Origin of the sequence: Pseudomonas sp. NFPP07, from assembly GCF_900115645.1 — a bacterium.
Lineage (GTDB): Bacteria > Pseudomonadota > Gammaproteobacteria > Pseudomonadales > Pseudomonadaceae > Aquipseudomonas > Aquipseudomonas chlororaphis.
This window is the reverse complement of record NZ_FOXG01000001.1, coordinates 161,734-177,309: the sequence shown is the minus strand read 5'-3', so window position 1 is coordinate 177,309 and position 15,576 is coordinate 161,734. Positions and strand designations below refer to the sequence as shown.

11 protein-coding genes are annotated in these 15,576 nt (G+C 51.3%); all 11 read left to right on the top strand.

What is annotated here, in order from left to right; genetic code table 11:
- Positions 1–41: 41 nt before the first annotated feature.
- On the top strand, positions 42–1,172 hold the full coding sequence (gene wecB / locus BM019_RS00795) for a non-hydrolyzing UDP-N-acetylglucosamine 2-epimerase (RefSeq protein WP_092417392.1): 1,131 nt from the start codon (positions 42–44) through the stop codon (positions 1,170–1,172).
- A gap of 9 nt (positions 1,173–1,181) precedes the next feature.
- Positions 1,182–2,453, top strand: a complete 1,272-nt coding sequence (wecC, locus tag BM019_RS00790) for a UDP-N-acetyl-D-mannosamine dehydrogenase (RefSeq protein ID WP_092417391.1) — start codon at positions 1,182–1,184, stop codon at positions 2,451–2,453.
- Positions 2,450–3,889, top strand: a complete 1,440-nt coding sequence (locus BM019_RS00785; RefSeq protein ID WP_092417390.1) for a mannose-1-phosphate guanylyltransferase/mannose-6-phosphate isomerase — start codon at positions 2,450–2,452, stop codon at positions 3,887–3,889. Before wecC ends, BM019_RS00785 begins: the two co-directional genes overlap by 4 nt.
- A 22-nt stretch (positions 3,890–3,911) precedes the next feature.
- On the top strand, positions 3,912–4,949 hold the full coding sequence (gene gmd / locus BM019_RS00780; RefSeq protein ID WP_081232285.1) for a GDP-mannose 4,6-dehydratase: 1,038 nt from the start codon (positions 3,912–3,914) through the stop codon (positions 4,947–4,949).
- A gap of 13 nt (positions 4,950–4,962) precedes the next feature.
- A complete protein-coding gene (locus tag BM019_RS00775) occupies positions 4,963–5,853 on the top strand; it encodes a GDP-mannose 4,6-dehydratase (protein WP_239691035.1) in 891 nt (296 codons plus the stop codon).
- A 47-nt stretch (positions 5,854–5,900) separates the two neighbouring features.
- Entirely contained in the window at positions 5,901–6,914 is a 1,014-nt protein-coding gene (locus tag BM019_RS30930; protein ID WP_223816043.1) for a glycosyltransferase family 4 protein, read from the top strand.
- Between the two features lie 41 nt (positions 6,915–6,955).
- On the top strand, positions 6,956–8,203 hold the full coding sequence (locus BM019_RS00765) for a lipopolysaccharide biosynthesis protein (RefSeq protein ID WP_009044997.1): 1,248 nt from the start codon (positions 6,956–6,958) through the stop codon (positions 8,201–8,203).
- A 19-nt stretch (positions 8,204–8,222) separates the two neighbouring features.
- A complete protein-coding gene (locus BM019_RS00760) occupies positions 8,223–9,521 on the top strand; it encodes an oligosaccharide repeat unit polymerase (protein ID WP_009044996.1) in 1,299 nt (432 codons plus the stop codon).
- 8 nt (positions 9,522–9,529) lie between these two features.
- Complete coding sequence (gene asnB / locus BM019_RS00755; protein ID WP_009044995.1) at positions 9,530–11,458, top strand: asparagine synthase (glutamine-hydrolyzing); 1,929 nt, start codon at positions 9,530–9,532, stop codon at positions 11,456–11,458.
- Between the two features lie 146 nt (positions 11,459–11,604).
- Positions 11,605–13,749, top strand: coding sequence for a bi-domain-containing oxidoreductase (locus BM019_RS00750; protein WP_009044994.1), 2,145 nt, complete (start codon positions 11,605–11,607; stop codon positions 13,747–13,749).
- The gene (locus BM019_RS00745; RefSeq protein ID WP_092417388.1) at positions 13,746–15,575 is read left to right on the top strand and encodes a heparinase II/III family protein; all 1,830 of its coding nucleotides are present in this window, start codon (positions 13,746–13,748) and stop codon (positions 15,573–15,575) included. Before BM019_RS00750 ends, BM019_RS00745 begins: the two co-directional genes overlap by 4 nt.
- Position 15,576 lies beyond the last annotated feature (1 nt).

Here is a 15,576-nt window from a genome sequence, read left to right as displayed (position 1 = left end):
AACTGCTGAATAAATAATGATATGGAATCATTGGTAATCTAATGACTTTAAAGATCTTGAGTGTTTTCGGGACGCGGCCGGAAGCCATAAAAATGGCGCCACTGGCTTTGGCATTGCGTGCGGATGAGCGTTTTGACGCAAAAATCTGTGTCACGGGTCAGCATCGCGAAATGCTCGATCAAGTGCTGGAGTTATTCGAGCTTGAGCCGGACTTCGATCTAAATATCATGAAGCCAGGCCAAGATCTTACCGATGTAACTACATGTATTCTACAGGGAATGAAGGGCGTATTTGCCACTTATAAGCCGGATATAATTCTGGTGCATGGTGATACAGCAACTACTTTCGCAACAACCCTCGCAGCTTATTATCATCAAATCCCTGTAGCGCATATCGAGGCAGGGCTGCGTACAGGCAATCTTTATTCGCCGTGGCCGGAAGAGGCTAATCGGAAGTTGACAGGGGCTTTGGCGCGCCTTCACTTCGCGCCTACCCAAAAATCCGAACAGAATTTGTTGCAGGAAGGGGTGTCTCCGGAGTCGGTTTATGTAACTGGCAATACTGTTATTGATGCCTTGCTCAATGTTGTTGAAAAGCTCGGATCTAACACTAGGCTGAATCAGCAGTTTTCGGAGCAGTTCAAGTTTCTTTCAACAGAACGGCGCTTGATTCTTGTGACGGGGCATCGCCGCGAAAGCTTTGGTGACGGGTTTGAAAGAATCTGTATGTCGCTGGCTTCTATTGCTCGTGAGTTTGATGATGTTGAAATTGTTTATCCTGTGCACTTGAATCCTAATGTGCGCGAACCTGTTAATCGTTTACTGTCTGGTATCGATAATATTCATCTCATCGAACCATTGGATTATCTTCCTTTCGTCTATTTGATGAACCGTTCCTACTTGATTCTGACGGACTCCGGCGGTGTGCAGGAGGAAGCTCCGTCCCTGGGTAAGCCAGTGCTAGTTATGCGTGATACTACTGAGCGCCCGGAGGCCGTCGAAGCCGGTACCGTCAGATTGGTCGGAACTGAGAAGGAAAAGATTACCAGCAATCTGCGCGAGCTTTTGCTTGATAGCGATGCTTATCAGGAAATGAGCTTTGCTCATAATCCTTATGGTGATGGTAATGCCTGTGCCCGGATTATTAATACTCTTGCCACTTTTAAAAAGTAAGGTTTCGTTATGAGCTTTTCCACTATTTCCGTGATTGGCCTAGGGTATATCGGCTTACCCACTGCTGCAGTGTTTGCTTCGCGAAAGATAAAAGTTATTGGTGTTGATGTTAACCAGAAAGCCGTAGATACCATCAACTGTGGGCAGATCCATATCGTAGAGCCTGATCTTGATATCGTAGTTCATGCTGCCGTAACCGAAGGGTATTTGCGTGCAAGCACTCGTGCAGAACCTGCAGATGCTTTTTTGATTGCGGTACCTACTCCCTTCAAGGGTGATCATGCTCCAGATCTTTCTTATATCGAGTCTGCAAGCAAGTCGATTGCGCCTGTTCTAAAAAAGGGTGACCTAGTTATTCTCGAATCCACTTCGCCTGTAGGGGCAACCGAGCAGATGGCGCAGTGGCTGGCCGAGGTGCGTCCGGACCTGACCTTCCCTCAGACTCATGGCGAGGCATCGGATATTCGAGTTGCTCATTGCCCGGAACGCGTATTGCCTGGCCATGTGCTGCGTGAGTTGGTGCAAAATGATCGGGTTATTGGTGGTATGACACCTAAGTGTTCTGAGGTCGCTACCCGTCTTTACAAGCTGTTTGTAGAAGGTGAGTGCATTCTTACCAATGCGCGCACAGCGGAAATGTGCAAGTTGACCGAGAATAGCTTTCGTGATGTCAATATCGCGTTTGCCAATGAGCTTTCTATGATCTGCGATAAGTTCGGTGTAGATGTGTGGGAACTCATCAAGCTGGCTAACCGACATCCTCGAGTTAATATCCTGCAGCCAGGTCCCGGCGTGGGGGGGCATTGTATTGCCGTCGACCCCTGGTTCATCGTCAGTCAGGCCGAAGGTCAGGCGAAACTGATCAAAACTGCTCGTGAGGTCAATGATTCCAAACCATCTTGGGTTGTTGAAAAAGTTGATGCCGCGGTGGCTGAGCATCTTTCGCACAATCCTGAAAAGTCCGAGAAAGATGTTGTTATTGCCTGTTTTGGTCTGGCATTCAAGCCTGATATCGATGACCTGCGAGAGAGTCCATCGTTGGAAATTACCAAGCATATTGCGGGCTCTCACTCCGGCAAAGTCCTGGCAGTCGAACCCAATATCGAGTCTTTGCCGGCAGCCCTGGCATTGCCTGGCGTGGAACTGTGTGCGATAGAAGAGGCCTTCAGTCGGGCGGATGTTCTTTTGCTTCTGGTAGATCACAAACAGTTCAAGGCTGTCCCAGCGTCGGCGCTGGAGGGGCGTCAGATAGTTGATACTCGCGGGATCTGGTTTGTATGAAGATTCTTCCGGTAATCATGTCCGGAGGCGCCGGGACGCGCCTGTGGCCCCTTAGCAGAACGCTCTATCCTAAGCAGTTTCTAGCTATATCAGGTCGCGAAACCTTATTTCAGCAAGCCATCGCTAGGTTGATAGGGATAGCTGCGCCAGGCTCGGATTTGCTGCCACCTTGTATCGTCGCCAATGATGAGCACCGTTTCCTGTGTCTGGACCAGATTCGGGAGATGAAACTGAGCAAGAGCTCCATCATTCTCGAGCCTATAGGGCGTAATACGGCACCCGCACTCACACTGGCTGCTCTCTATGCGCGGGATGAGCTGTCACAAGTCGATCCAATTCTGGTTGTGGCACCTGCTGATCAAATGATTCTCGATGTGCAGATGTTCACCCAGTCAATCAGCAAGGCTGTTGAAGTTGCAGCGGACGGCGATATTGTCATATTGGGTATAAAACCTGATCGCCCTGAAACAGGCTATGGCTATATTCATTCAACAGATGCCGCTGAAGTTAAGCGAGTCGACGCCTTTGTTGAAAAACCGGGACTGCAAACTGCACAGAAGTATCTGGATGAAGGTAGTTATTTCTGGAACAGTGGTATTTTCGTTCTGCGAGCATCCGTATGGTTGAAGGCGCTTAAAATTTTCAGGGAAGATATTTTCCTGGCCACTGAGAAAGCCTGGGCCGAGAGAACTCAGGATAATGGATTTATTCGGCCTCAGGCCGATGCCTTCTCTCTTGTCCCGTCGGAATCGATAGATTACGCGGTGATTGAGCATTGTGCGAAACACCCTGAGTTGCAACTCAAGATGCTGGCGATGGATGCAGGCTGGTCTGATCTTGGGGCATGGGATGCTGTTTGGCGCTCAAGCGAGAAGGATGATCGCCACAATGCAACTCATGGTGACGTGATTGTCGAATCCAGCGCCAATACGCTGGTTTACGCTTCTCACCGTCTGGTGACCGCTGTTGGTCTCGACAATATCGTGATCGTCGAGACGCCTGATGCTGTTTTGGTTGCCAACAAGGAGCGCAGTCAGGGCGTGAAGGCGATTGTCGAAGCATTGAATGTCTGCTCGCGGAGTGAGACCAAACTGCATCGTCGCGTTCACCGGCCTTGGGGTTGGTACGACAGCATTGATTCCGGCTCGCGCTTTCAAGTGAAGCGGATATTGGTCAAGCCAAAGGCAACGCTGAGCTTGCAGAAACATTATCATCGCGCAGAGCACTGGATTGTGGTTTCTGGTACAGCAGAAGTTACCTGTGAGGATCGGGTTTTTCAGTTGAACGAAAACCAGAGTACTTATATTCCTGTTGGGCATGTTCATCGTCTTTCCAATCCGGGCACGATACCTCTTGAAATCATCGAGGTTCAGTCCGGAAGTTACTTGGGTGAGGATGATATTGTTCGATTTGATGATACTTACGGTCGTGTATAAGATTTAAATGGGGGCTGTACAAATGCGGAAGAATGCGCTGGTCACCGGGGTTACTGGTCAGGATGGGGCTTACCTTGTTGAGTTGCTATTATCAAAAGGTTATGAGGTATACGGAGCATATCGGCGTACAAGTTCTGTAAACTTCTGGCGGATGGAAGAGTTAGGTGTCCTGAACCATGATCGCCTGCATCTTGTCGAGTTTGACTTGACCGATCTGGCTGGGACTATTCGTTTGATTGAAAACTGCAAGCCGGATGAGGTGTATAACCTCGCAGCCCAAAGTTTTGTTGGTGTTTCTTTTGATCAGCCTATCACTACGGCTCAGATTACTGGTGTTGGTGCGCTTAATTTGCTTGAAGCAATTCGGATCGTGAACCCCAAGATACGTTATTATCAGGCATCGACTTCTGAGATGTTTGGATTGGTTCAAGCTGTTCCCCAATCCGAAAGTACCCCGTTTTATCCTCGGAGCCCTTATGGAGTGGCGAAGTTGTTCGCTCATTGGACTACGATAAACTATCGTGAGTCTTATGGTATCTTCGCTACCAGCGGTATTTTGTTTAATCATGAATCCCCACTGAGAGGTAAAGAGTTCGTTACTCGAAAAATTACCGACGCGGTAGCTAATATTGAAATAGGTACTCAGCAAGTTCTGGAACTCGGCAATATGGATGCCAAGCGTGATTGGGGTTTTGCCAAAGAGTACGTAGATGGCATGCACCGCATGTTGCAGATCGATACTCCGGAAACTTTTGTACTGGCTACAAATCGCACTGAAACCGTTCGTGACTTTGTCTCCATGAGTTTCAAGGCTGTCGGTGTTGATATTGACTGGCGTGAAAGTGGGGAGAGCGAGTTTGGTGTCGACCGTAGGACAGGTGTGACTCGAGTCAAAGTTAACCCGCGTTTCTACCGACCTGCAGAAGTGGAATTGTTGATCGGTGATCCCTCTTTCGCCAAGGAGCGCCTGGGCTGGAAGCCTGAAACGACGCTGGAGCAACTTTGCCAATTGATGGTAGAAGCGGACTTGAGAAGGGCTCGTAATGGCGTCTCACACTAATGACCGCAGGGTCTTGATCACGGGCCTCTCCGGTTTTACCGGGAGGCACCTGGCCGAGACTCTGACCCAGGCTGGCTGGCAGGTTGCCGGCCTGGGAGGGCAGCGACTACCTTGTGAGTTTGATCACTTGGAAGCTGACCTTAATGAGACTGATCGGTTGTGCGATTGGATCAAGCAGGTTCAACCGACTCATGTCATCCACTTGGCTGCCTTGGCACATGTGACTGCCAGTGATGCGCTGTCCTACTACCGAGTCAATGTACTGGGTACGGAAAGCCTGCTTACCGCTATCATCGAGTCGAAAATAGACATCGAAAAGGTGGTAATTGCCAGTAGCGCCAATATCTACGGCAACGCTCTTTCGTCACCTATCGTGGAGTCTGCCCAGCCACAGCCGATGAACCATTATGCTCTGAGCAAGTTCGCCATGGAGGCGCTGCTCCGTAAGTGGTTTGTTCGCTTGCCTATATTGGTGACGCGGCCTTTTAACTACACGGGGCCAGGTCAATCGGAGTCCTTTGTGTTTTCCAAGATCGTCGGTGCTTTTGCCAGAGGTGAAAAGGAAATCAGGCTGGGAAATCTGGACGTTTCTCGCGATCTTTCCGATGTGAGATACGTGGTTGAGGCCTATGCGCGCCTTTTGACATGCGAAAAGTATAGTGAGTTTGTCAACATCTGTTCGGGGCGGAGTATTTCCTTGCTCAGCGTGATTGACGAAATGGTACAGATTGCTGGGTATCGGCCTAATATAGTAGTGGACCCGGCTTTCGTCCGGAGCGATGAAGTAAAAGAACTTTATGGAAGTTCGGCCAAGCTTTTCGATATCGTGGGGGTGTTAGAGGTGCCTAGTTTGCATGAGACACTTCTCTCCATGTATCAGCAAAAGATAAGCGTCCAAGGTTAATGGCTATAGCGGGTTGGTGAACTGTGCGTATATGTTTTTTTGCGAATATGTCAGCTCACGCCAATTGGCGTGAGCTGTTTGATAAAGTTGAGTTTTATAGAGTCGATATTCGGATTCTTAAAGAGCTCGGGCATGAGGTTGTGCTTTCCGGGACGCCAGGGACTCTGGATTGGAAGGCCGATCTTTATTTTTGCTGGTGGTGGGGGCATTCACCTTTTCCTTTGCTCGCGGGAAAACTTCGCCGCCGACCGGTTGTGGTAACTGGAGCTTTTGACTACTCCACCTGTCGAAAAGAAATTCCAGGGCTCTGTTATCTGGATCGGCCATGGTGGCAGAAGCTTGTGCTACGTAGCTCTTTGTTATTGGCCGATAGAAACCTGTTTATCTCGAAATCCGAGTGTGAAGAAGTTACTTCCAACCTTCCGGTAAAAAATCCAGTCTATGCCACATTGGCAATCGATACAGAGTTCTACTCGCCGGGCGAATCTCCGTCTGCTGAGTCGGATTACTTTTTTACCGTTACTTGGACAAGCCGGACTAATGCTATTCGTAAAGGTCTCATTCCGACTATTGAGGCATTTGCAGAAGTTGCGAAAAAAGCGAGCAAGCTTCGGTTGGTGGTAGCTGGTAAGCATGGTGACTATCTGGATGAGCTGAAAAGCCTTGCGCATAGATTGGGTGTTGCAGACAAGGTCGAGTTTGTTGGGATGATTTCCGACGAAGAGAAGCTTGAACATTACCGTAAATGTCTTGCTTATGTTCAGCCTACCCTCTACGAGGGGTTTGGCCATGCAATAGGCGAGGCTTTGGCCTGTGGGGCGCGAGTAATCACCTCGCCAAGAGGTGCGGTACCTGAGGTCGCTGGGGAGTTTGCTTACTGGGTCCAGCCGGACAGCCAGAAAGAGATTACCGCAGCCATGGAAATGGTAGTGGCTACACCTATTGCGGAGGGAGAAGCGCAGGCCAGGCATCAATGGATTTCCTCTAACTACTCGATCGCATCCCGTCGGGCTGCGCTGAAAAGTGTTCTGGATTCATTGTCGCCAGAAAAGAAGGGGTAGCTTTCATTGAGTATGATAAATAATTTTAATGGTGGTACTGCGTGCTAGCTCGTCTGATCAGCCTTTTCGAGAGTTCGAGGCTATTGCAGCTTTTTGTTATCACCGCTTGCATCCAGGGTGGCGTTATCATCAGTCAATTTTTGATTACTCCCTGGGTGGATCCCTCGATTGTAGGGGTTGTGCGTTCCTTGGAGACCGTCATTGCGTTGGTTGTATTAGCAGGTAGTTTGGGTATGCAAAGTATCGCCATTCGGGATACGGCGGCTCATCGCGATACTTCTAATCAGAGTGCGGTACTGCGACAGGTTTTTTTACTTGTCGCGCTAGCATCCAGTGTCGTCATTTTTGGAATATTCGTGGCCCATGAGTTTGTTCTGACTTCAGCGATAAGCTCTTATGTTTTTACAACGTGCGGTTTAGTTGTACTCACCAATTTGCTACGTGTCAGCACAGGCTTTGCCCAAGGGGCGAAAGCAATTGGTGAGATTTATATTCTATTAATGCTGGTGACAGCGGTGGGCGTTGTACTGCATGTCGTACTGACAAAGTTATATGGCGTAAAAGGTTGGATGGCAGCGCGCTATCTAGCAGAGTTTTTCTGTCTGATGGCTGTATGGTGGAAGCTTAGAAGCTATATTTTACCGGCGCTGAACTTCATGGCAGTGGACAAAAGGGAATTGATGCTTACTGCCAAATCTGGTGTAACTATCAATGCTAGCCTTTTTGTTCGTTTGTTAGTTGATAGTTTGCCTGTCCTGATGTTGACCGCATTTCATATCCGAACAGAAGAAATCGGTTTTTTTGGTATAGCGATACTGAGCCTTGTTCTTGGGCTTTTGCCTTTGGCTATCATTGCCCAGAGAGCTTTGCCTGATCTGGTTGAAGCACTTCAGCATCCAGATGAACTGCAAAAAAAATATTCTGCTGTTTCAAAAAGTATGCTGAAGGTGTCGTCAGCTGTTGCCTTGCTATTGATCTTTGTATCGTCAATCTGGTGGTTGTTTGTCGGCGGTGTTTACAAAACTACAGCTTTGTACGTAATTGTATTGGCATTGACTTTGCCGTTAAAAGCAATTGCGCTTGCTTGTGGAACAATGTTGGTGGCGCTGCGGGTCTTTGGGTTGAGTCTTAAGGTCAATATTTTGGAGGGGCTGCTTGTTCTTATTCTTCTCTATGTAGGTATTCCGGTTCTGGAGGGATGGGCTGGGGTTGCGGCTTATACGGCTGGTGCACTGCTGTCAGTAGTGCTGTTGTTCTCTGCGGTGAGAATCCGCCTAGCTGATTTATAATGCCGGGAGAGAAGAGATCATGTTGAAGAAAAGCTGGTTTATGTCATCAGCTAAAAAAAGAAGTTTTGACTGCTTTAGTGTGGGTTTTTTCTTTCTGGTGATCTGGTTTGCTGGCGTGATCGTTCCCTTATACCCGTTTATCATGGGGTTTGATGGGTTTAGTCAGTTTTGGAAGTTTGACTTCGCTGATAAGAACGGATCCATTGATGCCGCACTTCTGTTGTATACCGCAGCACTTTTATTTGTCTTGGTGGGATGTTACCTGGGGCGCAAGACCCAGTTCGCTGCACCGGCCAAGGTCCGTTATATCGCCAGTGCCAGAATTCTCTCCCAGCGTTCGTTTGTATTGACTGTGATAGCGCTGCTGGCGTTTACCATGATTTTGGTCGTGCTGGGCGGCGTTTCGGGATTGCTTCAGGGGGCCAGTGATCGAATCAGGGCATTTGCTGGTTTGAATGGTTTGTTCCTTTTGCAGAACCTGTTCCTTTCGGTGTCGTTGGCATGGTTTATCCGTCTCACACGTGGGAAAAAAAGGAAGCTTTTTGAACGATTCTGCTTTTGGTTGTATTTTTTTGCGGGGCTATTTATTTGCGCACTGCAAGGGCAGAAATCGACCATTTTTATTATTGTGTTGTCGCTGATAATTGTCAGGCATTACCGGGTCCAGCGCGTCAGCCTAGTAAAAGGGGCGGTGCTGGGTTTTGTGATGTTTGTTTCCTTGATGATCTATCACCTGCTTAAGCAGGAGTTTCTGGCGACGGGGAAATTCTTTTTCATCAATGAAGAACAGGGAGTATTTTTATCCTTTGTTAACTTTCTGGCGACGCAGTTTACAGGAAACCTGATGCAGCTTCAGACCATGACTGTACTGGTCGATGCTATGCCGCAAGGTCTTGAATGGCAAAATGGAACGACATTGTTAATGATTGTTTTGATTTTGATTCCATCTGGGCTTTTCCCCGATAAACCGCTGACCGCTGCCGGCGTGTTTACAGGAGCTTTTTGGCCGGATAAGTGGTTGATGGAAGGTACAACCTTGCCGCCTGGTATATTCGGCGAGCTTTATATGAACTTTGGTATTCTCGGTGTTTCACTCGGCGGTTTGTTCCTCGGGCTCCTGTGGGGACGGCTTTATGGGGCTGTTATCTATAACCCCCAAAGCGACCGAGCATTGGGTGTATATGCGCTGACCGTTGCTTCCATGCTTCATTTGTTCAGAGGGGAATTGGCTTCGGTGGCTCTTCTCGTTGCCTCTATTCTGATCCCCTTTTTATTATTAAGCTCAAAGCGCCAAGAACCTGTTAATAATTCGATCTAGAGACTCTTATGTGCGGAATTCTGGGCTACATACATAACGGGACGCGAGAGTCCATTGATTTCTCTTCGGCACTTTCTTTCATTCGACGTCGTGGTCCGGATGACAAGGGGATCTGGGCTGACACTGATGTGGGCGTATGGTTGGGACAGGTCCGCCTGTCTATCCTCGATACGACGTCTGCCGGACACCAACCCATGGTTTCGGCAGACGGCCGTGTGGTCATGGTCTTCAACGGTGAAATCTATAACTTCCGCGAACTGAGAGCCCATCTGGAGGCGGCGGGAGATGTTTTCTCCAGCCAGTCCGACTCCGAGGTGTTGCTTGCATTGTTTTGTCGTTATGGCATTGAGTGCTTGAATCGGCTGAACGGTATTTTTGCCGTTGTGTTCTGGGAGCGGGACACGAATACGCTCTGGGTGGCGCGCGATCAACTTGGTGTAAAACCTCTTTATATCCATTCCGGTGATGGCTGCTTTGCTTTTTCTAGTGAAATGAAAGGGCTCATTCGCAGTGGTTTTGGTACCACCGAAATCGATCCGCGGGCTGTGCTGGCTCATCTCGGCTTCTTATGGTCGCCGGGAGAGAAAACAATCGTCCGGGATATCAAGAAGGTTCTTCCAGGGCAGGCACTGTGCGTTCGTAATGGACGTATTGAAAAGAGCTGGTTTTACTACGAGTTGCCTATTGCGGAAAAGAAACTGGCGAAGAAAGTCGATGATGTTGCTATCGAGGTGGCTGACGCGGTTAGGACCGCAGTCAAGCGACAGCTGGTTTCGGACGTCCCGCTGGGCTCTTTTCTGTCCGGAGGGTTGGACTCCAGTGCGATAGTCGCCTTTGCTGCACAGGAGATGCAGAACAAGGGACGACTGCAGTGTTTCAGTATCCGTATCGATAATGGCGCCACGTCAAATGAAGGGTTTGCTGACGATCTTCCTTATGCGCAGAAAGTTGCCAAGCACCTGGATGTGGATCTGCATGTGGTCGGCGTTGGCGATGAAATGATGGACCGACTGCCTGAGATGGTTTATCTGCTGGATGAACCAACTCCGGACCCGGCTGCCCTGAATGCCTTGTTTATCTCTGAATTGGCGAGCCAGAACGGTATCAAGGTGCTGCTGTCCGGTGCGGGCGGAGACGATATCTTCACCGGTTATCGTCGGCATTTCGCCTTGGCCCAGGAGCGGTGGTGGGGCGGGTTGCCTAAACCGCTTCGGTCGGTGCTTGCCAATGCCTCCAATCTGCTCCCTGCGTCGTCGCCACTGTCCCGGCGTCTCGGGAAGGCTTTTCGTTATGCGGATCTTCCAAGCGACGATCGCCTGATCAGTTATTTCCTTTGGTTGGAGCCCGAGCAGGCTTACGGCCTATTGGCACCGGATCTGCGTCGCCAGTTGGCGGCGGACGATCTGTTTGCGCCGATGCGTGAGACACTTTCGCGTTTGCCTTCCGACGTGACTCCGCTGGACAAGATGCTCACCCTGGAGTGCAAGCACTTCCTCACGGATCACAACCTCAATTACACCGACAAGATGGGGATGGCCGCGGGCGTTGAAGTGCGTGTGCCATTGCTCGACCTGGATCTGGTGCGCTTGGCGGGTTCGTTGCCTTCCGACATCAAGCAGAAAGGCCGTGAAGGAAAATGGATCTTCAAAAAAGCGATGGAACCTTATCTGCCGCACGACATCATTTACCGGCCTAAAACCGGCTTCGGTGTGCCGTTGCGCAACTGGTTGCAGGGGCGATTGAAGCCGCTGGTCGATGAAGTGCTGTCTCCAGCCTCGTTGCTTCAGCGAGGAATTTTTGATCCGCAAGCGGTCGCGCGCCTGATCGAGGCTGATCGTTCAGGGCGCATTGATGCGGCCTACACCTTGTTTGGCATCGTTTGTATGGAGTTGTGGTGCAAACAGTACCTTGATGGCAACTTCGCCCTTGATCGCTGACAGCAGCGAGGCCCCGCGCAACCAAGGTTGCGCGGGAATCAGGGGCTCTGTGTAAATACGGATTGTATGAACCGATGTTAATCTAGGCGGCTAGACACAAGATTCTCAGTGATGAGTGAAATTTTTAACTTTATTGGTACGAATGCATGAAGCAGGTTGTTCAGAATATGGCTAGCGGTGAGACGTCATTGGTTAATGCGCCTGCCCCGACTGTTCGTAGTGGCGCTTTACAGATCAACACGACCAATACGCTGATTTCTGCTGGCACGGAGCGCATGCTTGTGGGCTTTGGCCGGGCTAACTGGCTGGAAAAGGCCCGTCAGCAACCCGATAAGGTCCGTATGGTTCTGCAGAAGGTCCAGACCGACGGTTTGGCAACCACTGTAGAAGCCGTTCGCTCGAAGCTGGCGCAACCTTTGCCGCTGGGATATTGCAACGTCGGTGTTGTCGCGGCAGTAGGCAATCATGTTTCCGGTTTCAAACAAGGTGACAGAGTCGTTTCCAATGGTCCTCATGCCGATGTGGTGATCGTTCCGAAAAACCTCTGTGCCGTCATTCCGGATTCGGTCAGTGACGAAGCAGCGTCGTTTACCGTCCTGGCCAGCATTGGCCTGCAAGGTATCCGGCTGGCTCAGCCGACGCTGGGAGAGGCCTTTGTCGTCACCGGCGTTGGTCTGATCGGTCTGATGACCGTCCAGCTCTTGCGCGCCCAGGGCTGCCGTGTGCTTGCCATCGATTTTGATGACCAGAAACTGGCCTTGGCGCGTAGCTACGGTGCCGAAACCTGCAATCCGGGCAAGGGCGAGGATGCTGTTGCCGCCGGTATGATGTTCAGCCGTTCCAGAGGTGTTGACGGCGTTATCATTACCGCCTCCACCAAGTCGACTGATCCGGTCACCCAAGCCGCGCATATGTGTCGCAAGCGCGGGCGCATTGTGCTTGTAGGTGTCACTGGCCTGGAGCTGAATCGGGCCGATTTCTATGAAAAAGAACTGACATTCCAGGTTTCATGCTCCTACGGTCCAGGGCGCTATGACCCTACATACGAAGATCAGGGCAATGACTTCCCGATCGGTTTCGTTCGCTGGACTGAGCAACGTAACTTCGAGGCTGTGTTGGACATGCTTGCCAGTGGCCAACTGGAAGTCGATTCGCTGATTTCCCATCGTTTTGCCTTTGAAGACGCGGCAGATGCTTATCAGACGCTCACGGCGGATAATTCCGCACTGGGCATCATCCTGCAATATTCTTCAAGTGCGGCTGAGCGCAACATCAAGAAAGTGGTGTTGGCACCGGAAGCGGTCGCGAGCTTCAACCCGGTCAAACCCGTGGTGGGTTTCATCGGTGCTGGAAACTATGCCTCAAGAATGCTGATTCCTGCTTTCAAGGCGGCAGGCGCGCAATTCCATACGATCGTGACCGCAGGTGGGATCAACGGAGTCATCCACGGCAGCAAGGCCGGATTTGCGGAAGCATCGACAGATATTGGGGCGATGCTGGGCAACGACCTGATCAATACCGTGGCGATTGTCACCCGTCACGATAGCCATGCTCGTTTTGTCGCTCAGGCGCTCGAGGCCGGCAAACACGTATTTGTCGAAAAACCATTGGCCATCGAAACCCAAGAGCTGGCGATGGTTGAGCAGGCTTATCAGAGTGCTGTCGAGAAGGGCCTCAAACCTCATCTGATGGTGGGCTTCAATCGACGTTTTTCGCCGCAAGTGCAGAAGATGAAAGCTTTGCTTGCAGCGGTAAAAGAGCCGAAATCCTTTGTCATGACAATGAATGCCGGCGCTATTCCCGCGAATCACTGGACACAGGACCCAGCGGTTGGCGGCGGACGTATTATCGGCGAGGCCTGCCACTTCATTGATCTGATGCGTTTCCTGGCCGGTAGCAAAATCGTTTCAATCCAGGCCCGTAGAATGGGCGATACGGACGCCTTGGAAATCACCGAAGATAAAGCTGCGATCATTCTGGGTTTTGAAGATGGTTCTTTCGGTACCATTCATTACCTGGCCAATGGTGCGTCGAGCTTTCCAAAAGAGCGCGTGGAAGTCTTTGCCGCGGGCCGTGTTCTGCAACTGGATAACTTCCGTAAATTGAAAGGTTTCGGCTGGCCGGGCTTTAACAAGCTCAACCTGTGGAAACAGAACAAGGGGCAAAGCGAGTGTGCGGCTGCATTCCTTGCTGCCGTGGAGTCTGGTAAGGCGACGCCGATCTCCTCCGATGAAATCTTCGAAGTGGCGCGAGTGAGTATCGAGATTTCGCGGATCCTGCGTGAGCAATGAGCCTTTTTATTACTAAAGCCAGAACTGCCGCCGCGCTAGGGGGCGGCAATCTGGTTCGCGCATTGATGTATCGGCTTGGGGTCAAGACCGGGTTGAACCCTGTCAGACGTCTTTTCGCTGATATGCCTCAGGGGCCTTTTTTTGCGCCCAGTGCTAGACGCGCCAACTCATTGCCCGTCAATACCCAATGGGATACCCAGGCCCGCTATTACGGGTGTTGGGCCATTCCTGTTTCAGACAATGCGCCTGACTGGCACCTGAACCCGCTCAGTGGGGTTCGGGTTCCGGATCCCGAAAGGGAGTGGTGGCGCATCCCTGACTTTGATGCCGCTGTTGGCGACATCAAGAATATCTGGGAAGCGTCGCGCCTGGACTGGACGCTGGCATTTGCTCAGCGAGCCTGCTCAGATGATGCCTCGCAGATGGAGCGGCTGAACCAGTGGTTGACGCACTGGTGCAAGAATAACCCTCCTTATTGCGGTCCGAACTGGAAGTGCGGTCAGGAGGCTTCCATTCGTGTTTTGCACCTGGCGATGACGGCGATCATTCTCGAGCAGTCGTCGACGCCGTTGCCTGGGTTGATGGAGCTTGTCCGACTGCACCTCAAGCGTATCGAGCCAACGCTGAGTTATGCGATGGCCCAGGACAACAATCACGGCACCTCTGAAGCTGCGGCCTTGTTTGTCGGTGGTAGCTGGCTGGCACTGTGCAATCATCCCGAAGGGCTGCGTTGGCAGCGATTGGGACGTAGGTGGCTGGAGAACCGTGCCGCTAGATTGATTGAGCTGGACGGTAGTTTCAGCCAGTACTCGGTCAATTATCACCGGGTCATGCTCGATACCTTTTCCATGGTCGAGGTCTGGCGAATCAAGGCCGGACTCGAGGCCTTCTCCGCAACCTTTCAATCCAGGACGCGCGCGGCTACGAATTGGCTATTTTCGCTGGTTGACGAGAGTTCCGGGGATGCGCCGAACATAGGGGCCAATGATGGCGCGCGGCTGTTGCCGCTGACGGACACTGACTACCGCGATTTCAGGCCGGCGGTTCAGTTGGCCATGGCGCTGTTCTGCGGAAAAAGAGCCTATGCGGCTCCAGGGGCGTGGGATTTGCCTTTGCAGTGGCTGCAGCTGTCCGCGCCGTCGGCTGTTGTCGAGCGCCCGGCTAGCCAGCTGTTCGACCAGGGTGGATATGCACTATTGCGACGCGTAGACACCCTTGCCGTGCTGCGTTATCCGCGCTTTCGTTTTCGACCCAGCCAGGCCGATGCCTTGCACGTGGATCTCTGGCGTTCGGGCCTCAATCTGCTGCGTGACGCAGGAACCTATAGCTATAACACCTCGGCTCAATGGCTGAGCTATTTCCCTGGTACCGTCAGCCATAACACCGTGCAATTCGACGGGCGTGACCAGATGCCAAGACTCAGTCGTTTCCTGTTTGGCGACTGGTTGCGTACGCGCAAGGTCGATGGTCTGAGCGATACACCGGAGGCCACTACCTGCGGTGCCAGCTATAGCGACAACGCTGGTGCCTCTCATACACGCCAGGTGCGTCTGAGCGATACCAGGTTACAGGTTCGGGATGAGATCAAAGGGTTCAAAGCCGGCGCGGTTCTGCGCTGGCGTTTGCAGCCTGGCGATTGGCAGATGTCGGATGGCGTATTGAGCAACGGTTCGCACCGGATATCGGTAACGGGCAGCATGTCGATTGTCCGGCAGGAGCTGGTTCAGGGCTGGGAGTCTCGTTACTACTTGCAGAAGACTGAAGTGCCGGTGCTTGAAATAGAAGTGGATTCGGCGGGTGTTTTGATTACGGAGTATCACTGGTAAA

Bases quoted from the DNA above. Each gene is read 5' to 3' on its own strand.
- BM019_RS00745 (WP_092417388.1), top strand. From the start codon at position 13,746: ATGAGCCTTTTTATTACTAAAGCCAGAACTGCCGCCGCGCTAGGGGGC.
- BM019_RS00750 (WP_009044994.1), top strand. From the start codon at position 11,605: ATGAAGCAGGTTGTTCAGAATATGGCTAGCGGTGAGACGTCATTGGTT.
- gmd (WP_081232285.1), top strand. From the start codon at position 3,912: ATGCGGAAGAATGCGCTGGTCACCGGGGTTACTGGTCAGGATGGGGCT.
- wecB (WP_092417392.1), top strand. From the start codon at position 42: ATGACTTTAAAGATCTTGAGTGTTTTCGGGACGCGGCCGGAAGCCATA.
- wecC (WP_092417391.1), top strand. From the start codon at position 1,182: ATGAGCTTTTCCACTATTTCCGTGATTGGCCTAGGGTATATCGGCTTA.
- BM019_RS00785 (WP_092417390.1), top strand. From the start codon at position 2,450: ATGAAGATTCTTCCGGTAATCATGTCCGGAGGCGCCGGGACGCGCCTG.
- BM019_RS00760 (WP_009044996.1), top strand. From the start codon at position 8,223: ATGTTGAAGAAAAGCTGGTTTATGTCATCAGCTAAAAAAAGAAGTTTT.
- BM019_RS30930 (WP_223816043.1), top strand. From the start codon at position 5,901: ATGTCAGCTCACGCCAATTGGCGTGAGCTGTTTGATAAAGTTGAGTTT.
- asnB (WP_009044995.1), top strand. From the start codon at position 9,530: ATGTGCGGAATTCTGGGCTACATACATAACGGGACGCGAGAGTCCATT.